General features: G+C 68.1%; 20 protein-coding genes and 1 tRNA gene. 10 read left to right on the forward strand and 11 right to left on the reverse strand.

Features of this window, described 5'->3' with window-relative positions; genetic code table 11:
• The first annotated feature begins 29 nt into the window (after nt 1-29).
• The 4 genes from CXZ05_RS14160 to CXZ05_RS14175 all read left to right on the forward strand — a co-directional run bounded on the left by CXZ05_RS14160 (nt 30) and on the right by CXZ05_RS14175 (nt 6,098).
• Nucleotides 30-377 carry a DUF6457 domain-containing protein gene (locus CXZ05_RS14160; protein WP_102973187.1) on the forward strand — a complete coding sequence of 116 codons (348 nt, stop codon included), beginning with the start codon at nt 30-32 and terminating at the stop codon, nt 375-377.
• Nucleotides 374-1,957 carry a molybdopterin molybdotransferase MoeA gene (locus CXZ05_RS14165; protein ID WP_258006586.1) on the forward strand — a complete coding sequence of 528 codons (1,584 nt, stop codon included), beginning with the start codon at nt 374-376 and terminating at the stop codon, nt 1,955-1,957. The genes CXZ05_RS14160 and CXZ05_RS14165 overlap by 4 nt, the downstream gene beginning before the upstream one ends.
• Before the next feature lie 63 nt (nt 1,958-2,020).
• Nucleotides 2,021-2,893 carry a formate dehydrogenase accessory sulfurtransferase FdhD gene (gene fdhD / locus CXZ05_RS14170; protein WP_102973188.1) on the forward strand — a complete coding sequence of 291 codons (873 nt, stop codon included), beginning with the start codon at nt 2,021-2,023 and terminating at the stop codon, nt 2,891-2,893.
• Between the two features lie 178 nt (nt 2,894-3,071).
• Nucleotides 3,072-6,098, forward strand: coding sequence for a glycoside hydrolase family 38 C-terminal domain-containing protein (locus CXZ05_RS14175; RefSeq protein ID WP_102973189.1), 3,027 nt, complete (start codon nt 3,072-3,074; stop codon nt 6,096-6,098).
• 49 nt (nt 6,099-6,147) lie between these two features.
• Here the strand turns inward: CXZ05_RS14175 and CXZ05_RS14180 are convergent, their stop codons facing one another.
• The 7 genes from CXZ05_RS14180 to CXZ05_RS14210 form a co-directional block, all read right to left on the reverse strand.
• The gene (locus tag CXZ05_RS14180; protein ID WP_102973190.1) at nt 6,148-6,978 is read right to left on the reverse strand and encodes an amino acid ABC transporter ATP-binding protein; all 831 of its coding nucleotides are present in this window, start codon (nt 6,976-6,978) and stop codon (nt 6,148-6,150) included.
• Nucleotides 6,965-7,630 carry an amino acid ABC transporter permease gene (locus CXZ05_RS14185; RefSeq protein WP_180987386.1) on the reverse strand — a complete coding sequence of 222 codons (666 nt, stop codon included), beginning with the start codon at nt 7,628-7,630 and terminating at the stop codon, nt 6,965-6,967. The genes CXZ05_RS14180 and CXZ05_RS14185 overlap by 14 nt, the downstream gene beginning before the upstream one ends.
• Nucleotides 7,631-8,464 (reverse strand): amino acid ABC transporter substrate-binding protein, encoded by an 834-nt coding sequence (locus tag CXZ05_RS14190; RefSeq protein ID WP_102973191.1) that lies wholly within the window; start codon nt 8,462-8,464, stop codon nt 7,631-7,633.
• 288 nt (nt 8,465-8,752) lie between these two features.
• On the reverse strand, nt 8,753-9,490 hold the full coding sequence (locus CXZ05_RS14195) for a hypothetical protein (RefSeq protein WP_102973192.1): 738 nt from the start codon (nt 9,488-9,490) through the stop codon (nt 8,753-8,755).
• Entirely contained in the window at nt 9,487-10,248 is a 762-nt protein-coding gene (locus CXZ05_RS14200) for a hypothetical protein (RefSeq protein WP_102973193.1), read from the reverse strand. Before CXZ05_RS14200 ends, CXZ05_RS14195 begins: the two co-directional genes overlap by 4 nt.
• Nucleotides 10,249-10,284: 36 nt before the next feature.
• Nucleotides 10,285-11,019: a hypothetical protein gene (locus CXZ05_RS14205; RefSeq protein ID WP_102973194.1), complete on the reverse strand. Its 735-nt coding sequence runs from the start codon at nt 11,017-11,019 to the stop codon at nt 10,285-10,287.
• Nucleotides 11,016-11,753: a hypothetical protein gene (locus CXZ05_RS14210; protein ID WP_102973195.1), complete on the reverse strand. Its 738-nt coding sequence runs from the start codon at nt 11,751-11,753 to the stop codon at nt 11,016-11,018. The genes CXZ05_RS14205 and CXZ05_RS14210 overlap by 4 nt, the downstream gene beginning before the upstream one ends.
• A gap of 195 nt (nt 11,754-11,948) precedes the next feature.
• Here CXZ05_RS14210 and CXZ05_RS14215 point away from each other — a divergent pair, with 195 nt between their 5' ends.
• Both CXZ05_RS14215 and CXZ05_RS14220 read left to right on the forward strand, forming a co-directional pair.
• A complete protein-coding gene (locus CXZ05_RS14215; RefSeq protein ID WP_102973196.1) occupies nt 11,949-13,613 on the forward strand; it encodes an ABC-F family ATP-binding cassette domain-containing protein in 1,665 nt (554 codons plus the stop codon).
• Complete coding sequence (locus CXZ05_RS14220) at nt 13,610-15,523, forward strand: ABC transporter ATP-binding protein (protein WP_102973197.1); 1,914 nt, start codon at nt 13,610-13,612, stop codon at nt 15,521-15,523. Before CXZ05_RS14215 ends, CXZ05_RS14220 begins: the two co-directional genes overlap by 4 nt.
• Nucleotides 15,524-15,571: 48 nt before the next feature.
• On the opposite strand, the gene CXZ05_RS14225 is transcribed toward CXZ05_RS14220, so the two are convergent.
• From CXZ05_RS14225 to CXZ05_RS14235, 3 genes are all read right to left on the reverse strand, one after another.
• Nucleotides 15,572-15,976 (reverse strand): NUDIX domain-containing protein, encoded by a 405-nt coding sequence (locus CXZ05_RS14225; protein WP_076798721.1) that lies wholly within the window; start codon nt 15,974-15,976, stop codon nt 15,572-15,574.
• Nucleotides 15,973-16,512 (reverse strand): DUF6314 family protein, encoded by a 540-nt coding sequence (locus CXZ05_RS14230; RefSeq protein ID WP_102973198.1) that lies wholly within the window; start codon nt 16,510-16,512, stop codon nt 15,973-15,975. The genes CXZ05_RS14225 and CXZ05_RS14230 overlap by 4 nt, the downstream gene beginning before the upstream one ends.
• A gap of 1 nt (nt 16,513) precedes the next feature.
• Nucleotides 16,514-16,586: transfer RNA gene (locus tag CXZ05_RS14235), tRNA-Arg, on the reverse strand.
• 87 nt (nt 16,587-16,673) lie between these two features.
• On the opposite strand from CXZ05_RS14235, the gene CXZ05_RS14240 reads away from it, so the two are divergent.
• Nucleotides 16,674-17,456: a hypothetical protein gene (locus tag CXZ05_RS14240; RefSeq protein ID WP_102973199.1), complete on the forward strand. Its 783-nt coding sequence runs from the start codon at nt 16,674-16,676 to the stop codon at nt 17,454-17,456.
• A gap of 28 nt (nt 17,457-17,484) precedes the next feature.
• On the opposite strand, the gene CXZ05_RS14245 is transcribed toward CXZ05_RS14240, so the two are convergent.
• Nucleotides 17,485-18,129 carry a hypothetical protein gene (locus CXZ05_RS14245; RefSeq protein WP_102973200.1) on the reverse strand — a complete coding sequence of 215 codons (645 nt, stop codon included), beginning with the start codon at nt 18,127-18,129 and terminating at the stop codon, nt 17,485-17,487.
• Between the two features lie 71 nt (nt 18,130-18,200).
• Here CXZ05_RS14245 and CXZ05_RS14250 point away from each other — a divergent pair, with 71 nt between their 5' ends.
• The 3 genes from CXZ05_RS14250 (at nt 18,201) to CXZ05_RS14260 (ending at nt 22,419) form a co-directional block, all read left to right on the forward strand.
• Nucleotides 18,201-19,049: an inositol monophosphatase family protein gene (locus tag CXZ05_RS14250; RefSeq protein ID WP_180987387.1), complete on the forward strand. Its 849-nt coding sequence runs from the start codon at nt 18,201-18,203 to the stop codon at nt 19,047-19,049.
• A gap of 104 nt (nt 19,050-19,153) precedes the next feature.
• Entirely contained in the window at nt 19,154-21,691 is a 2,538-nt protein-coding gene (pcrA, locus tag CXZ05_RS14255; RefSeq protein ID WP_374754662.1) for a DNA helicase PcrA, read from the forward strand.
• A gap of 71 nt (nt 21,692-21,762) precedes the next feature.
• Nucleotides 21,763-22,419, forward strand: coding sequence for a hypothetical protein (locus tag CXZ05_RS14260; protein WP_102973258.1), 657 nt, complete (start codon nt 21,763-21,765; stop codon nt 22,417-22,419).
• The last annotated feature ends 86 nt before the right edge of the window (nt 22,420-22,505 follow it).

The raw sequence follows: 22,505 nt of genomic DNA on the forward strand, positions 1-22,505 counted from the left end.
TCCGGACCGCCGTAAATTTGGAGGCAGGCATGAAAAGCCAGGACGAAACGCTTGAGGAGTGGTGCCGTCTGCTGCTGCGGGCCTTCGAGCTCGAGGATGTGGACGTGGACATCAACGAGGTGTTGTCCGTTGCGGGAGTTGCCGCGCACTCCGTGGTGCGTCCCGCAGCCCCGCTGACCACCTTCATAGCAGGGCTCGCCACCGGCCTCAAGTGTGCCGCGGGCCAGGCCCCGGACGGTCACGCCATGCAGGGCGCAATGGACGTGGCCCGCGCCGTTGCCAAGGCCTACGCCGCCGATGAGGTGCAGGCTGCTGCGGGCACCCCGGCGGCAGGCACCGCCGGAACGTCGGGCCCCACCGGGACCCCGGGGGAATGACAGCCGCGCCCGAGCACCGCTCTACCGACCCCTACTCCACCGGGGACGCAGCGTCCACCGGGGACGTGGCCCCCACCAGGGATGCACGCGCTGACGACGACGCACCTGCTGCCGCGTCCGACGTCGAGCCAGCGCCCGTCGTCGAACCCGCGCCCGTCGTCGAACCCGGTGCCGTCGTCGAACCTGGTGCCGACCCCGGACCCGGTGCCAACGCAGAGGGGGAGACGGACGCGCCGGGGGAGCCGGACGTGCCGGCGAAGCACCTGGCGCATACCTGGGCGGAGGCCCGGCAGGCCGCCTTCGACTGTGCCGCGCCGATACCTGCGGCAGCCGTGCCCCTGCGGGACGCCGTGGGCCGGACTTTGGCCGCGGACATCACCGCCCACCAGGACATGCCGCACTATGCGTCGTCGGCCATGGACGGCTGGGCTGTTAACGGATCCGGTCCGTGGATCCTGGCCGAGCCGGGGCAGCGTCTCGCGCCGCACCAGGCGAGCGTCATTGTGACGGGCGGACTGATTCCGCCGGGTGCCAAGGCAGTGCTGCGCACCGAGAGCGGTGCGATGTCCACGGACGATGACGGCCTGCCTGTCCTGACGCTGGGAGGCGCCGCCCGGCCCGGCGAACCGAGGAACGGCCAGCACATCCGGAAGGCCGCAGAGGAAGCGGCTGCCGGGGACGTGCTGGTCAGGGCCGGCGTTGTGCTGAATCCCGCTCATGTGGCCCTCGCCGCCCTGGCCGGGTACGACGAGGTGGAGGTGCTCGGCAAGCCGGTGGTGAAGCTGGTGCTGACGGGCTCCGAAGTGGTGGAGCAGGGACTGCCCGAGCCCGGGCGGGTGCGTGACACGTTCGGGCCACAGCTGGCCACAGTGGTGGAGATGCTGGGCGGCCTGTGCCGCGAACAGGTCCGCATCGGGGACAGCTACGCGGAATGGCTGGAGGGCCTCGAGGATTCAGGCCTGCCTGAGGCACTGAACCTGCCGGCCGACGTCGTCATCACCACCGGCGGCACCGGCCGTTCCGGCACCGACCACTTCAGGCGGGCAGTGGCTGAACTGGGCGGACGGCTGATCATTGACGGCGTGGCAATGCGGCCCGGACACCCCGCCGTCCTCGCAGAACTTCCGGACGGGCGCTTCGTGCTGGGGCTGCCGGGCAACCCGCTGGCGGCCATGATGGCCTTGTCCACGGTGGGCGCGCCGCTGCTGGCTGCCCTCGGACATGGCCAGCTGCCGCCGGTCCGGGAAGTCCCCTCCGGCACCATGCTCGAGCCCGACCCCGGGCGCACGCGGCTGATGCCCTTCCGCCTCCTCTACGGCATGGCCTCGCCTGCGCAGCACACCGGCCCGGGCATGATGCGCGGACTGGCGTCGGCCGACGGCGTCCTGGTGGTGCCGCCGCACGGCGTGCAGCTCGGCGAGATGGTGCCGGCTTTCGCACTGCCCTGGGGTCCGGCCATCCCTGAGCCCAAGACCGCCGAACCCAAACCCAAGACCCCGGCGCGCAAGCCTGCGTCCCGGGCGTCGGCCAAACAGGGTGCCCAGAGCGGGCCGGTGGACTGGAGTGCCCTGCTCGATTGAAGTGCGTGCTCGACTGAGGTGCAATGATGGAGGCATGAACAGCCACTCAGCGCGGAGTCTCGCATGGGCCGTGTAACGCAACGACGCAAGGTGTACCGCTACGTCCTGGACGGCTCGGCCGCGGCATTGGAGTTCCCGGTCCGGCACCGCGAGGACGTGCTCGCCGTGGAGGAACCGCTCGAGATCCGGCTGGGGAACCTGTCCTTCTCTGTCACCATGCGTACGCCCGGGGACGACTTCGACCTGGTGGCAGGTTTCCTCGTCTCAGAGGGCGTCATCTGGGACGCCGATCAGCTGATCTCGCTCAGGTTTTGTGCCGGCGAAGACGAAAACGGGATCCAGACATTCAACGTGGTCGAAGCCCAGCTGCGGCCGGATGTGCCACTGCCGGACACCGGACGGCACGTCTACACGTCCAGCTCGTGCGGGATCTGCGGCACGGACTCCATTGAATCGGTCACCAAGTCATCACACTTCAACCCCGCCGCCGACCGGCTCACCGTTCCAGTCGAGACGCTTGCCTCACTGCCGGACCGGCTGCGGGAAGCGCAGGCCGTCTTCGAGGTGACCGGGGGAGTGCACGCTGCCGGACTGTTCAGCATTGACGACGACGGCGGTGCGGAGCTGCTGTGCCTCCGGGAGGACGTGGGCAGGCACAACGCGGTGGACAAGGTGGTGGGCTGGGCTCTGCGCGAACGGCGGCTGCCGCTCACGAACACCGTGCTCCAGGTGTCGGGGCGGGCCTCTTTCGAGCTGGTCCAGAAGGCCGCACTGGCCGGCATTCCGGTGCTCGCCGCCGTCAGCGCTCCGTCCAGCCTTGCCGTGGAGCTGGCCGAGTCCACCGGCGTCACGCTGGCAGGGTTCAGCCGGGGAACCAGCCTGAACGTCTACGCAGGTGCGGGCCGCATCTCCACGCCTTCGCCGGTGCCGCAGTAGGGGCGTGGCCCCTTGGCTGCCGGACGCCCGCGCAGTAGATTTTATCCATCGAATGGAAACGTTGATCCGCTCATAAGGCAGCTGAACTGCCCGGACCCCCCAAGCTGACCGCGACGCCCATGCCCGCACGAAAGCCAGCACAGCCCGCTTCAGCTTTCACGTACTAAAGAGGTACTCATTGCACGACGACCGCCGGATCACGGAAGTCCGACTGGACCGCTTTCTCCGCGAACGGATCACCCCCGCCATTTACGGGCGCAGCGTGCCCCTGGAGCTGACCGGCTGGGACGTTCCGGATGAACCCGTCCCGGTTCTGGAGGCCCTGCGCCAGGACTTCCTGCCGCAGGAACAAGGTGCCGCGTGGGGGCGCCCGTGGAGCACAAAGTGGCTGCGCCTTCAGGGAGAGGTGCCGGATGCCTGGGGAACAGCACCGGACACCGAGGTGGAAATCGTTGTGGACCTCGGGTTCACCACGGAGATTCCCGGCTTCCAGTGCGAAGGAATCGCCTGGCGCCCGGACGGCAGCATCATCAAGGCCATCTCGCCCCGCAACCAGCACATCCCGCTGAAGCTCCTGGGCAGCGGGCTCGCCGTCGATTTCTATGTGGAGGCAGCAGCCAACCCCGATGTTGCCCAGGGCTGGAGCTTCGCGCCGACTCCGTACGGAGACAAGGCCACCGCGGGCACCGAACCGCAGTACCGTCTGGGCAGCATCGCCATCGCGGAGCTGAACCGGGCAGTGTGGGAACTCCAGCAGGACGTGCTGACACTCAGCGGCCTCATGCATGAGCTGCCCACCGAACTGCCGCGCCGGCACGAAATCCTCCGTGCCCTGGAACGGATGATGGACCTCATGGACCCGGACGACGTCGCCGGCACAGCGCCCGCCGGGCGCGAGGCGCTGGCGGAGGTGCTGGCCAGGCCTGCCTACGCCTCGGCCCACCGGCTGCTGGCCACCGGACACGCGCACATCGATTCGGCCTGGCTGTGGCCTGTCCGGGAAACCATGCGCAAGTGTGCCCGGACCTTTTCCAATGTGGTTGCCCTCATGGACGAGGACCCGGACTTCGTGTTCTCCTGTTCCTCCGCCCAGCAGCTCGCCTGGATCAAGGAATACTACCCGGAGCTCTTCGCCCGCATCCGGGAGAAGGTGAAATCCGGCCAGTTCATTCCCGTGGGCGGCATGTGGGTGGAGTCGGACACCAACATGCCCGGCGGTGAGGCCATGGCCCGGCAGTTCGTCGAAGGCAAGAGCTTCTTCCTCAAGGAGTTCGACGTCGAGTGCATGGAAGCCTGGCTACCGGACTCTTTCGGGTACTCCGCAGCCCTGCCGCAGATCGTCAAAGCCGCCGGGAGCCGCTGGTTCCTGACGCAGAAGATCTCCTGGAACCAGATCAACCGGATGCCGCACCACACCTTCAACTGGGAAGGCATTGACGGCACCCGCGTCTTCACGCACTTCCCGCCGGTGGACACGTACAACTCCGAGCTCAGCGGCCGGGATCTGGCACACGCCGAGCGCAATTACCGGGACCACGGACACGGCACCATCTCGCTCGTCCCCTTCGGCTATGGCGACGGCGGTGGCGGACCGACGCGGGAGATGGTCGCCGCCGCGCACCGCGCGGCCGACCTGGAAGGGTCGCCGAAGGTCCGGATCGGATCGCCGCGCAGCTTCTTTGAGCAGGCCGAAGCAGAGTACAAAGCGCTGCCGGTCTGGGTGGGTGAGATGTACCTGGAGCTGCACCGCGGCACCTACACCAGCCAGGCCAGGACCAAGCAGGGCAACCGCCGGTCCGAGCACCTCCTCCGCGAGGCGGAGCTGTGGTGCGCCACGGCCGCCGTCCGCTCCGGCGGGGAGTACACGTACCCCGCGGCCGAGCTGAAGCGGCTGTGGCAGCTGGTCCTGCTGCAGCAGTTCCACGACATCCTGCCCGGCAGCGCCATCGCCTGGGTGCACCAGGACGCCGAACGCAACTACGCCGCCGTCGCCAAAGGGCTGGAAGCCCTCATCAGCGAGGCGGCCGCAGCCCTCCTGGGGGAGGGGACGCAGGAGTTCCTGCTCAACGCGAGCCCGCACGCCCGCCTTGGAGTTCCCGCGCTCACGGCCGCCGTGCATGCGGTAACCGAGGATGAGGTGCAGGCCACACCGCTGGACGGCGGCTTTGTCCTGGACAACGGAATCATCCGTGCCGTACTGGATGACGACGGGCTCCTGACCTCGCTGCGGGACCACGGGACAGGCCGCGAAGCCATCGCACCCGGCCAGTTCGGAAACCACCTGGAGCTGCACCGGGACACCCCCAACGAATGGGACGCCTGGGACATCGACGAGTTCTACCGGCGAAACGTCACCAGCCTTGCCGACGCCGCGGAGGTGAGGTTGGAGCGGAACGGCGGGGACGCCGTCGTCGTGGTGGAACGGCTCACCGGTTCCTCCCGCATCACCCAGCGCATCACCCTGGCGGCGGGCAGCCCGTCCTTGGGGATCTCCACCGAGGTTGACTGGCAGGAGCGCGAAAAGCTGCTCAAGCTGGGATTCCCGCTGGACCTGAGGGCGGACCGGTCGGCGGCGGAAACCCAGTTCGGCCACGTCTTCCGGCCGACCCACGTGAACACGTCGTGGGAGGCTGCCAAGTTCGAGATCTGCGCGCACCGCTGGATCCACGTTTCAGAACCCGGGTACGGCGTGGCCATCGCCAACGCCTCCACGTACGGGCACGACGTCGCCCGAACTGTCCGGGACGACGGCGGGACCACCACCACCGTCCGGCTCTCGCTGCTGCGGGCGGCCGAGTTCCCCGACCCCCAGGCCGACCGCGGCACGCACGTGCTTGATGTCTGGGTCCGGCCGGCAGCGGGAATCGCCGAGGCCGTCGAGGAGGGCTACCGCGCCAACCTCGCGCCGAGGACGGTGCTCGGCGCGCACCCGGCCGAGGCGCTGGTTACGGTGGACAACCCGGCCCTGGTGGTCGAAGCCGTCAAGCTGGCCGAAGACGGCTCGGGAGACGTCATCATCCGGCTGTACGAATCACTGGGCCAGCGATCGGCCGGACGCCTGACCGCCAACTTCCCGGCGACGGGCATCCAGGCCGTGGACCTGCTCGAGCGGCCGGTCGAGTCGACGGGCGTGGTGGCCGGGGCGGACTCCGCGGAGCTCACGCTGCGGCCCTTCCAGCTGGTCACCCTGAGGCTTGCCCGCTGACAGCAACTGGACGCCCGCTACCAGCAGGCCGTCGCGGGCTAGAAGGCGGTCAGAACTCGTGCAGCAGCCGCCGGACGAACTGCCGGGTCCGCTCCTGCCGCGGCGCCCGGAGGACCTCGGCGGCCGGTCCGCGCTCCACCACCAGGCCGCCGTCCATGAAAATGACCTCGTCCGCCACCTGCCGGGCGAAGGCCAGCTCGTGGGTCACGATGACCATGGTCCACCCCTCGTCGGCAAGTTCCTGGATGACGCCCAAAACGTCGCCGACGAGTTCCGGGTCCAGTGCCGAGGTAGGCTCATCGAACAGCAGCAGCTGGGGCTTCAGGGCCAGGGCACGCACAATGCCCACGCGCTGCTGCTGGCCACCGGAGAGCTCGAACGGGTAGGCGTCGCGCTTGTCCGCCAGCCCCACCCTGGCCAGCAGCTTTTCGGCGTCGGCCACGGCCTCGGCCCGCTTGCGCTTCTGGACCTGGACCGGTCCTTCAATGACGTTCTGCAGGACGGTCATGTGCGGGAACAGGTTGTAGTGCTGGAACACCATGGCGCTGCGGTCCCGCAGGTCCGAAATCTCCTTTTTGGAGACCTTGGCGGAGAAATCCAGCGCGAGCTCGGGTCCCGCGGAGGTGCCGGGACCCGCAACGGTGACCGTCCCGGCGTCGGGCGTTTCCAGCCCGTTCAGTGAGCGCAGGACGGTGGTCTTGCCCGAACCCGACGGCCCGATCAGGGCCACGACGTTGCCGCGGCGCACGTCGAGGTCGATGTCCCGCAGCACCACGTTGCTGCCGAACGCCTTCGCGAGGTTGCGGACCGACAGCACCGGTCTGCCCTGTGATGCGGCGCCGTGGGGTGCCGCCTGTGCTGCTCCGTCAGTGGGCGACATAGCGGTCCAGTCTCCTTTCAAGCACGGACTGCCCGGAGGACAGCGCCAGGCAAATGATCCAGTAGACAAGGGCCGCCTCGAGATACAGCACCATGAACTCCTGGCTGAACGCGGCGATCTGCTGCGCGTTGCGGAACAGCTCCGTGACCAGGATGAGTGAGGCGAGCGACGTGTCCTTGACCAGCGAAATGAAGGTGTTGGACAGCGGCGGCACCGACACCCTCGCGGCCTGCGGCAGGATGATGCGGCGCAGCGACTGGCCCCGGGACATGCCGATGGTGTGGCCGGCTTCCCACTGGCCCTTGGGCACCGACAGGATGGCGGCCCTGATGACCTCGGCGGCATAGCCGCCGATGTTCAGCGAGAAGGCGATGATGGCACTGGGCCACGGATCGAGCTTCACCCCCAGGCTCGGCAGGCCGTAGAAGATCACGAAAAGCTGTACCAGCAGCGGGGTGCCGCGGATCACGGAAACGTAGAACCGTGCCACACCGGACACCACAGCGTTCCGGCTTAGCCGCATCAGCGCCACCAGCAGTGCCAGCGCGAGGCCGATGGCGAATGAAGCGAGCGTCAGCGGGATGGTGCCGGTGACTGCGCCCGTGACAATAGGGCCGAAGGAGCTCCAGATGAGATCCCAGTTCAACGGCATCTACTTGGAGACGTCCGTGCCGAAGTACTTCTCCGAGATCTTGGCCAGCGTCCCGTCGGCGCGGAGGTCGTCCAGCGCCTTGTCTACCGCCTTGGTAAGCTCCGTGGAGCCCTTGCGGAACGCGAAGGCGCTTTCGGACTTCTCCGTGGTTTCGGCGGCGATTTTCAGCCCGGCATCCGGATTGGTCTTCGCGTAGTCGAGGTAGGTGAGCTTGTCATTGACGATGGCGTCCACGCGGCCTTGCCGGACCAGCGTCACGCCCTGGGCCCAGCCTTCCACGGACTGCACATTGGCGCCCGCGTCCACGGCCAACTTGTAGAAGTTGCTGGTGAGCGACTGGGCCGCGGTCTTGCCCTTGAGGCTCTCAAAGCTGGTAATGCTGCCGTTGTCCGCCTTCGTCACGATCACGCCCGTGGAGACGGTGTACGGCTTGGAGAAGTCGTATTTGGCCTTGCGTTCCGCGTTGATGGAAATCTGGTTGGCGATGACGTCGAACCGCTTGGCGTCGAGGCCAGCGAAGATCCCGTCGAACTGGGTCTCCTGGAAGTTGGCCTTCACGCCCAGCTTGTCAGCCACGGCGCGCGCGATCTCGACGTCGTAGCCGGTCAGGTCGCCGGCTCCCTCTGCGTGGAAGCTGAACGGCTTGTACGTGCCCTCGGTGGCGATGACAATCTCGCCCTTGGACTTCACATCGCTGAGTGACGTGTCCGAGCTGCTGGAAGCCGGAGCCTGGGAACCTCCGCCGCCGCTGCCACCGCCGCAGGCCGTCAGAGCCAGTGCCAGTCCGGCGAGGGTGGCTGCAAGGGCGGAGCGGCGGGAATGGACACGGTTCATGGCGGGTACCTTCTTCTTCAGGCTGCGGCGGTAGGCATCGCGGCGGCCGGATCCGGCTCCCGCGGTGCCAGTGCCTGCAACGCATTGGCAATGACCTTTATTTCGCCATCATACGGGGGCCTAAACTTGCCCTTAAAAAGGCTGAGTGGGGGCGGTCCCCAACGGCCGCCACCACTCATCCCCCCAATGTGCGATCCGGCAGGCGCCACGGCTTGTGAGCCAGGCAGCAACTGCTTTCACACATTCATGATTCTCTCACGGTCTAATGATTTTGTGAATCCCGATCCGCTACCTTTCGGTAGATGACGTTCCGTGACCCCCGCCGCTGGCCGCTTTGACGCGCGCCAGCCAGATCAGAATAAGGCCGGAGGTGTAGAAAACCACCGCCCCGTTGTTCACCGCCGGCGCGACGACGAGGAGTTGGGTAGGCGCGAACTCAAGGCAGAGGCCGGCCACAGTGGCTACCGCTCCGGCCGCCATCAGGGCCGCCCCCGTCCGGACAAGCGGGGGCAGGCTTTCCTTGACGCTGCGGAGCAGGGCAGGCAGCAGTGCGAGGGAGACGTACGCCAGGTAGCCCCGCGCGGCAGCCCAGTAATACGGCAGCAGGGCCTCATTCCGGGCGCTGACCGCGCCGGCGTCCCTGAAGCGCACCGACGAGGCGCCCGGATCCATCAGGAGGAAGACCGTCACGAGGGCAGCTGCGAAAATCCCTAGCATGGCCAGCCCCGGACGCCCGGCGATCATGCGGTGGGCGTCAGGGGCACCAAACCCCTTCGTGACGCGGACCGCGATGAGGTAGATCGTGGCGAAAACAATCAGGCGCAGCACAACGTGGGCAATGTTGATACCGCCAAGGGCTCCGTCGATGACCACGTAGAACTGTTCGATGCTCAGGATCCCGGCGGCCGTCGCCAGCAGGAAGATGAAGAACAGGGTGGGGTTCACGCCGCGCACTGCGCTGGGAAGCCGGGCCAGCGCGGCACCGGCGCAAACCACCAGCGTTATCCACGGGAGAATCTCGCTCATACCAGGTTCTCCCAGATTCTTTCGGTCTGCTCCTGGTCCTGCTCCTGCCGCCGCAGGGTCTTGCCCAGCGCCTGGAGGCGTTCGCCGGACAGGGCGGCCAGGTCGCCGTCGCTGAGCCGGTCCAGGGCGGCCTGCCGTGCGCCCCGCGGCCACCCTGCTTCCGCTTCGGTCACCAGCCCCGTAGCCACCAGTCCGCCGGCGAGTCCGACGCCGGCAGCCCGGGAGGTGGCGACGGCCAGTTCCGGGGCGAGCCGGTTGGCGGTCAGTTGGGCGGAGTAGTTCTGCGGTGCGACGCCGGTGGCCGTGGAGACACGGTGCCGGAGCTCGCCGTCGTCGATCGCGTCAACCCAGTTCTTCACCGAGGTGGCATGCGGCGGCGGGCTGAGTTCCGGCTGGCGCGGGTCCATGGATTCTGTGCCGGTGGAGCCTGTGCCGGTGGAGCCCGTGGGCGCGGTGCGGACGATGACGGCCCGCAGCAGGTCGACGGTGGCGATTTGGCTTACCAGTTCCTTGTCTGAAGGAGGGAGGGAGGAGCTGGCGAGGTCGCTGTACGTGTCAAAGGTGGCCAGTGCGGCGACCGGATTGAGGTTGTAGGCCCGGCTGATGCTCACGACTGTGGTCTCGGCAACCTTACCCCGCACCAGCTGCTGGGCGAGGGTGGTGCGCTTGACCCCGGAGACCCTGCAGATGTCGGCCGTGCTGGTGTCCGGTGCCACGCCATTTAGCCAGCGCTGGAATGCTTTGGCGGGGAGGGGCATGAAACGCTCTCTGCTGAACGAGTGATTGGAACGATACTAGCGGCGTTCGGCGGGCAGCGGCCGGTGCTTGCGGCCGGCCCGGCCGCTGGCCACCCAGATGAGTGCCAGGCCGACGACGAAGCAGAGGATGGCCGTGTAGTTGATGATGAAGCGCAGGAACCCCAGCCCCGGCGGGACGAGGGGGAACAGCAGCGAAAGGGGGATCGCGATGCTGCCCACGGCCAGGAGCGCCGCGCTCATTCGGAGCAGCGCGGGCAGCGGGCTCCGGATGGCCCGCAGCATCCCCGGCAGGATCGCGAGGCACACGTACGCCGGGTAGGCACGCCCGGCGGCGCCGTAGTACTCCACGAGCAGGGCGTTCTGCTGATTCTTGGCCGCAACGTCTACGAGCCCCGCCGACGATCCCGACGTGTCCATGAGGACAAAGCAGACCACCATTACGGCAGAAATCAGTCCCAGAGCAAGCATGCCGGTGCGGCCCCGGATCAGCTGGATTCCGCGGCTGTCCCCGAACCCGGCAGCAATCCGTAGGGCAAGGAAAAAGATGGCCCCGAAGATGATGAAGCGCAGCAGCAGGTTGGCCACGTTGGCACTGCCGAGCCGGGCATCGATGGCCAGGTAGGGACCGTCGATGCTGAGCAGGATGGCCAGTGTCAGGAGCGCCAGGGCGTAGAAAATGGACCTGTTCTTCCGCCGGACCAGGTTCGGGATTCTGCTCAGCGTGGCCGCGCCGGACGCGATCAGGGTGGTCCACTGCAGGATTTCAATCATCCGAGGTTCTCCCAGATCGTTTCGGTTTGTCGTTGGTCGTGTTCTTGCCGCCGCAGGGTCTTGCCGAGCGCCTGGAGGCGCTCGCCGGCCAGGACGGTCAGTTGGCCGTCGGTCATGCGATCCAGGGCAGCTTGCCGGGCACCGGGCGGCCAGCCGGCTTCGGCTTCGGTCACCAGCCCCGTGGCCACCAGTCCGCCGGCCAGTCCGACGCCGGCGGCCCGGGAGGTGGCGACGGCCAGTTCCGGGGCGAGCCGGTTGGCGGTCAGTTGGGCGGAGTAGTTTTGGGGTGCGACGCCGGTGGCGGTGGAGACGCGGTGCCGGAGTTCGCCGTCGTCGATCGCGTCCACCCAGTTTTTCACGGAGGTGGGATGCGGCGGCGGGCTGAGTCCGGGCGGTCCTGTGCCTTTACCTGTGCCAGCGTCCGGCTCGGTGCGGGAGATGATGGCGTGCAGCAGATCCGCGGTAGCGATCTGGCTGACCAGTTCCTGCAGCGTGGGCGGGATCGGCGGTTTTCCCAGATCCCGGTAAGGCTCAAAGGAGCCCAGCGCTGCCACGGGATTGATGTTGAAGGCCCTGCTGATCCCCACCACGGTTGCCTCGGCCACCTTGCCGCGGACCAGCTGCTGGGCCAGGGTGGTGCGCTTGACCCCTGACGCCCTGGCCACATCAGCCACGCTGGCGTCCGGCGCGACGCCGTGCAGCCAGCGCTGGAAGGCCTTGGCGGGTAGGGGCATGGAACGCTCTCTGGTGACGGGCGGGGCGGTGCGAGGTGGCGGCCCGCCGGCCTGGATTTTACGTAGCGCGCCGCTTCAACTATGCTAAGTGGTCGAACCCGCTGGTCCGTACACCCCCCAAGTCCGGACCAGCGGGTTCTTTCATGCCCGCCTGATTTTTCGGGTGAAAACGGGCAGCGGTGAGAGGATGGATTGATGACTGCAACCCTTGTTGCGAAGGACCTTTCGGGCGGTCATGATCACCGCACCCTCTTCTCCGGGCTGTCCCTCACAGTGGCTCCCGGGGACGTTGTTGGCGTGGTCGGCGCCAACGGTGCAGGCAAGTCCACACTGCTGCGGCTCCTTGCGGGCGTGGACCAGGCACAGGACGGCACAGTCAGCCTGGCGCCGGCCGATGCCTTTGTGGGCTGGCTGCCGCAGGAACACGAACGGCTCGCCGGCGAGACGGTGGCCGCCTACATCGCCCGCCGCACTGGCTGTGCCAAAGCCACCGCAGAGATGGAATCCACGGCCGAGGCCCTTGGTTCGGGAGCACCCGGAGCGGACGATGCCTACTCAATGGCCTTTGACCGGTGGATGGCCTCCGGCGCCGCGGACCTCGACGAACGGATTGCCCCCGTCCTGGCGGACTTGGGCCTGGACGTCGGCCCCGACGCCGAAATGACCGGGCTGTCCGGTGGCCAGGCTGCGCGGGTGGCGCTCGCCGCCCTGCTGCTGAGCCGCTTCGACGTCGTGCTCCTGGACGAGCCCACCAACGATCTTGACCTGGACGGCCTGGCCAAGCTGGAAGCCTTCGTGCAGGGGCTTCGCGGCGGCGCGGTCCTGGTCTCCCACGACCGCGAGTTCCTGGCCCGCTGCGTGACCTCCATCGTGGAGCTGGACCTGGCCCAGAACTCGGTGGCCGTGTACGACGGCGGCTACGAGGCCTTCCTGGAGGAACGCGCAGTGGCCCGCCGGCACGCCCGCGAACGGTTCGAGGAATTTGCCGCGACCAAGGCGGACCTCGTGTCCCGCGCCCGCACCCAGCGGGAATGGAGCTCCCAGGGCGTCCGGAACGCGATGAAGAAAAACCCGGACAACGACAAGATTCGCCGCGCCGCCAGCTCCGAGTCATCGGAAAAGCAGGCGCAGAAGGTCCGGCAAATGGAATCGCGCATCGCCCGCCTGGACGTGGTGGAGGAACCGCGCAAGGAGTGGCAGCTGCAGTTCAGCATCGGCCAGGCGCCCCGCTCCAGCTCTGTGGTGGCGACGCTGCGCGACGCCGTTGCGCGGCAGGGCAGCTTCACCCTGGGGCCGGTGAACCTGCAGCTCAACGCCGGTGAACGGATCGGCATCACCGGACCCAACGGGGCGGGCAAATCGACCCTGCTGCGGCTGCTTTTGGGAACCCAGGAACCGGACTCCGGCGACGCTTCCCGCGGTGTCTCCGTGGCCGTGGGCGAGATCGACCAGGCCCGCGGGCTGCTGGCCGGACACCTCAAACTGGCCGACGCCGTCGAAGCCGTCCTGACCGACTACACCTCCGCCGAGGTCCGGACCCTGCTGGCGAAGTTCGGCCTCAAGGCGGACCACACCGCGCGGCCGGTGGACTCGCTGTCGCCGGGGGAGCGGACCCGCGCCGCCCTGGCCCTGCTGCAGGCCCGCGGCGTGAACCTGCTGGTCCTGGACGAGCCCACCAACCACCTGGACCTCCCGGCGATCGAGCAGCTTGAAGAAGCACTGGAAAGCTACGACGGCGCCCTGCTGCTGGTCACCCACGACCGGCGGCTGCTGGAAAACGTCCGCCTGGACGTGCGCTGGAACGTGGACAACGGCGTCGTCACCGAACTGGCGGCAGGCAAGATGGAGCAAAACAAATGAGCATGGACGGCGTCGCCTGGCGCTCGCTATACAACATCACCCGGGCCAAGAGCGGGTCCCGGCCGTTCTCCAAGGAGACCCTGAAGCGCGTCATGGGCTTCGCCCGGCCGCACCGGGGACGGCTGATCGCGTTCGTGGCCGTCTCCGTCGCCATGGCCTTCCTGGCCGTTGCCACCCCGGTCCTCGCCGGCCAGGTCGTGAACACGATTGTTGCCCGCGCCGATGCCGGCGAGGTAATCCGGCTGGCGGCCCTCATCGCGGGTGTGGCGGTGGCTGAGGCAGCCCTGGGCATGGTGAGCCGCTGGCTGTCCTCCACCATCGGCGAGGGCGTCATCGTGGACCTCCGCACCAAGGTGTTCGACCACGTCCAGAGAATGCCCATCGCGTTCTTCACCAGGACCCGCACCGGCGCGCTGGTCAGCCGCCTGAACAACGACGTCATCGGCGCGCAGTCCGCGTTCGCCGGAACCCTGTCCGGCGTGGTCAGCAACGTGGTGGCCCTCATCCTCACCCTCGTGGTGATGCTCAATACCTCCTGGCTGGTCACCGTGCTGGCCATGATCCTGCTGCCGATCTTCCTCATCCCCGCCCGGCGGATGGGGTCCCGGCTGGCGGACCTGCGGCGCGAGGCGGCCGAGCACAACGCCGCTATGGGCACCCAGATGACCGAGCGCTTCTCCGCCCCCGGCGCGACCTTGGTAAAGCTCTTTGGCCGGCCCGATGAGGAATCCCGTGAGTTCGCGCTTCGCGCCGGCCGGGTCCGCGACATCGGCGTGCGGACTGCCATGCTCCAGTTCACGTTCGTGACCGCGCTGACGCTCGTCTCCGCGCTGGCCCTCGCTCTGGTCTACGGCCTGGGCGGCTGGCTCGCGATCGGCGGCCAGCTCGCGCCGGGCGACGTCGTGGTGCTGGCGCTGCTGCTCACCCGCCTCTATGCGCCGCTCACCGCGCTGTCCAACGCCCGCGTGGAGATCATGAGTGCCCTGGTCAGCTTTGAACGGGTCTTCGAAATCCTGGACCTCGAGCCCCTCATCCAGGAAAAGCCGGGTGCGCTGGCAGTCCCGCCTGGCCCCGTGGCCGTGGAGTTCGAGGACGTGCGCTTCTCTTACCCCTCGGCGGACAAGGTCTCGCTTGCCTCGCTGGAGGAGGTGTCCACGCTGGACACCCGCGGCGGCGAGGAAGTGCTGCACGGCATCAGCTTCCGGGTGGAACCCGGGCAGACGGTTGCGCTCGTGGGGTCCTCCGGCGCCGGCAAGTCCACAGTGGCCCAGCTGCTGTCCCGCCTGTACGACGTTGACTCCGGCGCCGTGCGCCTCGGCGGCACCGGCCCGGCCTCCGGCCTGGACGTGCGCGACCTCACCTTCGATTCCATCCGCGCCACCCTGGGCATGGTCACCCAGGACGGGCACCTGTTCCACGAAACCATCGCCTCCAACCTCAGGCTGGCCCGCCCGGAAGCCACCGACGAGGACATGTGGGCGGTGCTGCGCCAGGCCCGGCTCGAAGCCATGATCCGTTCCCTTCCCGACGGCCTGGAAACCGTGGTGGGGGAGCGCGGCTACCGGCTCTCCGGCGGGGAACGGCAGCGGCTCACGATCGCCCGGCTGCTGATCGCCCAGCCCCGGGTGGTCATCCTCGACGAAGCCACCGCGGCGCTGGATTCCACGAACGAAGCTGCCGTGCAGGCGGCACTGGGCGCGGCGCTGGAAGGCCGCACCGCCGTCGTCATTGCCCACCGGCTCTCGACGATCCGCGCGGCTGACGCCATCCTGGTGGTGGAGGACGGCCAGATTGTGGAGCGCGGAACCCACACCGAGCTCCTGGCCGCGGACGGCCGCTACGCCGAGCTGTACCGGACCCAGTTCGCCGAGGCCACGGCCGTGGCGGAGGAAGCGGTGCCGGAGTACTGAGGTCGTCGGGCGCTCATCGAGGCGTGAGGTGCACTGTCGGGGCCGGTTTCAGCGCCCGGATTCGGCCAGCGCCGGAAGGATGTGGTCCGTGAGCAGCGGCGCCAGGTCGCCGGGCCATTCCGCCGCGAGGTCCAGCCACCGGATCTCGGCGATCTCAGCGGAGGGGTGGGCCACCCAGGTGCCCGGCGCCGTGAAGACCGTGGCCTCGATTTCCGTGGCTGCCTCGTTGGCGGCATCGGCCAGCCACACGCCCATCAGGGTCAGTTCCCGCGGATCGACAATGATGCCGACTTCCTCCTGCAGTTCCCGGGCGGCGGCCTGCACCGCGGTCTCGCCGGGTTCGGGCTTGCCGCCGGGATGCATGAACTTGTCCGTGCCGCGCTTGCGGACGGTCAGGAGCCGGCCCGCGGCGTCGTAGACACACACGGCGGAAACGATGATGCGCGGATTCACGGTTTCGAGCCTAGCCCGTCCGCAGCCGCCGCCGTTCCGGGCAGCCGCCGCAGCACGGACTCCAGCAGCAGGTCCTTGCGCGGGCCGGTGACATCCCAGGCGTAACTGAACTGGTCCTCGCCATGACGGACGTACGTGACCCGGTAAGTGTCAGGGTCGCACCAGTGCCGGTCCTGGCTGGCCTCCGGGGAGAAGCTCATCCGGTGGAACGGCCGGCCGTCGGGAAACAGCATGTCCATGGCATCCGGCGTGTCCGCGGGCCTGAGCAGGTAATCGCGGGTGGCCGGCCCGGTGAAGGTGTCGCCGTCGGCAGCAGGCCAGGTCACGGTCCCCTCCTCGTGGAAGCGGAGCCCGCCGTCGCCGTCGGGGGAAAAGATCACGACGCCGGTAAAGGTGCCGCGGGTGCCCGCGGCCCGGTCCAGCATGGTCCGCTCCACGGCCCAGCGGCCTGCTGGCGAAAGGCCGGGGGACGAGGGGTCCGCCGGCGTTGTGCCCAGCAGATAGTCGCGGAGCCCGGACGGGTGCTGCAGATTCAAGTGCCCTCGATTGGAATCGAACCAACGACACCGGCTTTAGGAGAGCCGTGCTCTATCCACTGAGCTACGAGGGCGGGTGCCCGCCGCAGCCGGGTTTAGGACCGGCCCGTTCGGGCACGCTTACAAGCATACAAGGTGACGGCGCGTACTACGCTCTTGGCATGGCCGCCGCAGCTGAAGTCCCCACCGCCCGGGCAACGTTCCTGCCAGACACCGCCTCCACACGGCAGTACATCGGGGCATGGGCGGTGCTCAGCGTCGTCCAGTATTTTGTGGCGGAGGCCGCGGTCATCGGCGCCTGGGCCGGATCCGCCCCCTACAGCCGGCGGACCGGCCTCATCAGCGATTTGGGTGCCGCCACCTGCGGGCTCTACGGCGGCCGCAGCATCTGTTCGCCGCTGCACGTGCTGATGAACGTCTCCTTCGTGGTTCAGGGACTGGGCATGCTGCTTGGCGCGCTGCTGCTGAGCTCGGCGCTGCTGCGGGTGGCCGCCCGGGCCCGCGTGCAGGTCACGGCCAACCATTCCGGGGAAGTGCCGTGGTACTCGGCCGTGGCGGCGCGGATACTGACCGGGACCGCAGGCGCCGGCACGATCGTCGTGGGCCTGGTCCCTGAGGACCTGGAGTCCGGCTGGCATTACGCGGGCGCCGTCATGTACTTCATTGCCGGCTCGCTGGCGCTGCTGCTGCTCGGCGCCCTGTGGCTCCGGCAAACGCCGCTGGGCTGGTTTATTCTGGCCGCCGGCGGAGTGTCCGCGGCCGCACTCGTGACGGCTGGCGTCACCGCCCTGGACGTTCCGGAGCCCGGAACCCTGGAACGGCTGATGGGTTACCCCATCACGATTGGCCTCGCGGCCGCCGGCCTGGTCGTTGCCCAGCGTGTCCGGCAGGAACGGCAGGTGCGCAGGGCCTTCGCCCGGGCCCAGGCGTCCCGGAGCACCTAGGTGTATTGGCCAAGGCGTCCTGCTGCTGCTAGACGACAGGCGGCCCGGCGGCTTCCTTCGAGGCCCGGCGGCCCAGGAACACGGCGGCGCCGCCGGCGATAAGGCTGGCCACGAACAGTACCCAGCCGGCCACGGTGAGGCCCGACGCCAAGGCGACCTGGCCGGCGTCGAGGTTTACCGCGGCGATCATGGAATCAATGGTGACGTTGCCCCACAGCCGGACCACCACGAACAGGAGCGGCAGCGCCCAGAGTGCCCAGCGCAGCGCCTTTTTTGCCACGTTGGTGCCGATCAGAAGCAGCCAGGTGAAGGCGAAGATCAGCGGAAACAGGGTGCCCGCCGTCTTGTGGACGTAGTTGAGCTGGCCGCGGGCGTCGGCGTCCAGGGCGCGGCGCAGCTGCGCGGCGTAGCCGGTGCCGAAGCCGCCGACCAGGGAATCGGGCATGGCCAGCCCGCCGGACAGCTGGGTGAGCTGGTTCAGCGTAAGCAGGTGGACGTACCAGAACAGGAACAGGCTGGCCACGACGCCGGCAATGACAATCAGGCTGGCGTTGTTCTGGGCCTTTGCGGGGGAGCGGTCCGTGCCGGGGTTGATCACCGGGGGCAGGTGGTGCTGGGGTACTGCGGCCTTCGCGCCGTGCTTCTTGATCCGCTGTGCAGGTGTTTTGGCCATGCGTCCATTATCGCCCGCCGTGGTCCGACTCTGCTGTGCAGGGCACGCCTGGCGCCGATAGGGTGGGAACCGTGACGGAACTGGGCAGACACAAACTGGGCAAACACAGCGCCACCAACCTGAGCCCCGAGCTCGACGACTATGAGCTGGCGGCCGAGCTGGTCCGCGAGGCCGGGCAACTGGCACTGCTGATGCGGCAGGGCGGCCTCGACGCCCAGCGCAAGACGTCCATCTCCGACGTCGTCACAGCCGCGGACCATGCGGCCGAAGCGTATGTGCTGGAACAGCTGCAGCGCTGCCGCCCGGACGACGGCGTCCTGGGCGAAGAAGGCGCCGCCGTGCGCGGCAGCAGCGGGCGGACCTGGGTCATCGACCCGGTGGACGGCACCTACAACTTCCTGCAGGGCTCCACGTACTGGTGCTCAGCCATCGCCCTCAAGGACGAATCCGATGTGCTGCTCGGAGCCATCTTCCAGCCCGAGGAGGACAAACTCTGGATCGGCGGCCAGCAACGCGCCACCACCCTCAACGGCGATCCCGTCACCACCTTCAAGGAGGACGGAACCAACCGCAACGCCGCCGACCTGTCCCACCTCGGCGCCGCCACCTACATCCACCCGCGCTGGCTCGCCGACCCGATGTGCGCCATGCCGTGGCACGCCGCCGCCACCTCGGCAGCAACGCTGCGGATGCTCGGGTCCGGCTCGTGCGACCTGGGGCGCGTCGCTGACGGGCAGCTAGGCTGCTGGTTCCAGCACAGCTGCCCTGAATGGGACTGGCTGCCCGGAAAGGCGATCGTGACGGCCGCCGGCGGCGTCGCCGGCAGCGTTCACGTCAACGGCCTGGAATGGTTCATGGCGGGAGGAACGACGGCGGTGCACCAGTTGCGCGCCGCGCTTGAGTCCGGCTCTGTCGACTAGATTTCCTGCCGGTCCGTTCTCCGGCGCCGGGGCTATCGGCCGGGTTATCCACAGGGCGGAATCCGGTGTCAGTCCCACCGCCTAGACTTGTAGTCACCATGGATATGTTGTTTGACCCTTACGCTGACGGTCCGTTTAAGGCTGGTTCCCACGCCGGTGCCATCACCAAGTCGCGCCCCGAAACTGGGCTGATGACGCCCGCGTTCGGCGGCGGTCCGGGCGAATCCGCCAGCCGCGCGGCAGCCGGCCCCGCTGCGGGCCAGGGGGCTGGAGGCCCGGCGGAGGAGTACGCCCGGCACCATCTCCCGGACGCAGGCGCGCTGCTGGCGGGCCTGAATCCGCAGCAGGAGGAAGCGGTCAAGCACTCCGGCAGCGCACTGCTGATCGTGGCCGGAGCCGGCTCCGGAAAAACCCGTGTCCTCAGTAACCGGATCGGGTACCTGATTGCCACCAAGCGTGCCCACCACGGCGAGATCCTGGCCATCACGTTCACCAACAAGGCCGCCGCGGAAATGCGTGAGCGCATCGAGGCCCTCGTGGGCAACAGGGCCAAGGCCATGTGGATCTCGACGTTCCACTCGTCCTGCGTCCGGATCCTGCGCCGCGAGGCCGCCAGCGTCGGCCTGAACTCCAACTTCTCCATCTACGACTCCGCCGACTCCCTGCGGCTGATTACCCTGGTGGCCAAAAACCTGGACCTGGACCCCAAGAAGTTCGCGCCCAAGGCCATCCAGCACAAAATCTCCGCGCTCAAGAACGAACTGATCGACGCTGACTCCTTCGCGGGCGCCGCCAACCACCGTGACCCGTTCGAGAGCGCCGTGGCAGACGTCTTCAAGGGGTACACCCAGCGGCTGCGCCAGGCCAACGCCATGGACTTCGACGACCTCATCGCTGAGACCGTCTACATGTTCCGGGCCTTCCCGGCGCTCGCAGATTCCTACCGGCGGCGGTTCCGGCACGTCCTGGTGGACGAATACCAGGACACCAACCACGCGCAGTATGCCCTGGTCCGGGAAATCGTCGGCGAGGGCCCGGGCGCGGCGGAGCTGACCGTCGTTGGCGACTCCGACCAGTCCATCTACGCCTTCCGCGGCGCCGACATCCGGAACATCGTGGAGTTCGAGAAGGACTACCCGGACGCCCGCACCATCAAGCTGGAGCAGAACTACCGCTCCACCCAGAACATCCTGAGCGCGGCCAACTCCGTGATCTCCCGGAACCCCAACCGCCCTGAGAAAAGGCTCTGGACCGCGGAGGGCGAGGGCCACAAGATCATCGGCTACGTGGGCGAGAACGAGCATGACGAAGCCCAGTTCATCGCCAAGGAGATCGACCGGCTCCAGGACGAGGACAACCTCCGCCCCGGCGACGTCGCCATCTTCTACCGCACCAACGCCCAATCCCGTTCCATCGAGGACGTCCTGGTGCGCGTTGGCCTGCCGTACAAAGTGGTGGGCGGCACCAGGTTCTACGAGCGCAAGGAAATCAAGGACGCGCTGGCGTACCTCCGGGTGCTCGTGAACCCGGACGACGACGTCAACCTCCGCCGCGTCCTCAACGAGCCAAAGCGCGGGATCGGGGACCGGGCCGAGGGCGCCGTTGCGGCCCTCGCCGAGCGGGAACGCACGTCGTTCATCGCCGCCGCCCGCCGCGCCGACCAGGCGCCCGGCATGGCCACCCGCTCGGTCAACGCGGTGCTCGGCTTCGTGAAGCTCCTGGACGACCTCGCCGAGGTCGCCGCGGGCTCCGGTGCCGCGGCCGCGCTCGAGGCAGTGCTGGAACAGACCGGCTACCTCGCCACGCTGCGCTCCAGCACGGACCCGCAGGACGAATCCCGGGTGGAGAACCTCGCCGAACTTGTCGCCGTCGTACGTGAATACGAGCGCGACAATCCTGAAGGATCCCTGGGCGCCTTCCTCGAACAGGTGTCACTGGTGGCCGACGCCGACCAGATCCCGGACGCGCCCGGCGCGGACATTGACGCCGCGGTGGCGGAGGCTAAGCGGCTGGGCGTGGTCACGCTCATGACGCTGCACACGGCCAAGGGCCTCGAATTCCCCGTGGTGTTCCTGACCGGCATGGAGCACGGGCTCTTCCCGCACCAGCGTTCCGCCACTGACCCGAAGGAACTGGCGGAGGAACGCCGGCTCGCCTACGTGGGGCTGACGCGCGCCCGGAAGCGCCTCTACGTCACCCGTTCCGAGGTCCGGAGCATGTGGGGGCAGAGCCAGTACAACCCGGCCAGCCAGTTCCTGGAGGAAATCCCCGCCGAACTCGTCGAATGGAAGCGCGAGGGAACCAGCCGGCAGTCCGGCGGGTGGGGGAGCGGCGCCGCCATCGGGTCGAGCCGGTACGGCGGGTCCTTCTGGGGCGCCGGAACGGCCCGCGGCACCCGTGCCGATTCCTCCGCGGGCTTCAACGCCGACGTCCCGGCCGCCGTCGCGAAAAACCGCGTGCAGCCGCAGAAGGAAGTCATCGCGGTCAGCGTGGGGGACAAGGTCAACCACACGAGCTTTGGCAACGGCACCGTGCTCGCCGTCGAAGGCACCGGGGACAAGACCGTGGCGAAGGTGAAGTTCGACATCGGCGAGAAGCGGCTGCTTCTGCGGTACGCGCCACTGACCAAGATCGACGCCTGAGCGTGCCGGTGCGGCGCCTGGATGGCGTGGCTGCAGGCCTGGCGGCGCTGTTCTGGGTGGCCCTGTTCGCAATGACGCTGGCGGGCTGTTCCGTAACCGTCGCGGATCCGGAGTACACCCCGCCGCCACCGCTGCCGGCCCTCGAACAGCTGAAACAGGCTCCGCTCACTGACCCCGCGGGGTTTGCGGCAGGGGAGGACGTGCTGGCGTTCGTCACCGCGGACCGGAACGTGGTGTGCTCGCTGACCTCAGCCCGCGGGCCACACCTGGACCTGCCCTACGAGACCAACAACTTCAGCGATCCCGACAACCAAAAACTGGCGACCGTGCCCGTGGCACACTGTGAGCTCGCGGTGTATCCCGCGCCGGCAGCACCGGACGTCGGTGACGACTGCTCGGGGACCGGACTCGGCTATTTGGGCGGCGCGGCACTCCTGACGCCCAGCCGGGCCCGGTACGGCGAATGCCGGGCCGGGGTCACGCAGATGGAGGCCGAGTACGGGCCCAAGGGCACGGCCAACGGGCCCGTCTCCAAGCTTCGTGTCCTGCCCGACGGCGGCAACCTCGAACGGAACGGTTTGCGGTGCTCCGCATACCGTTCAGGGGTGGCCTGCGGAAACGTCTCTGGTGGCGTTGGTTTCTTTATCAGCCGGGATCATTACGAACTCATCTCCGCGAAGGGCAAAAACGTCCAGACGGCGCCCGCCAAGGCCCTAAAAACCCCGTAATCACGGGGTTTTTCTACGGTCCATAGAATAGTGTCCTTACTCACAGAACAGGTAGTCTGGAACGGGCCGGTCCCTCCAAAGGACTA

It is taken from the genome of Arthrobacter sp. AFG20, from assembly GCF_002892795.1.
In the GTDB taxonomy this organism is placed as follows: domain Bacteria; phylum Actinomycetota; class Actinomycetes; order Actinomycetales; family Micrococcaceae; genus Arthrobacter.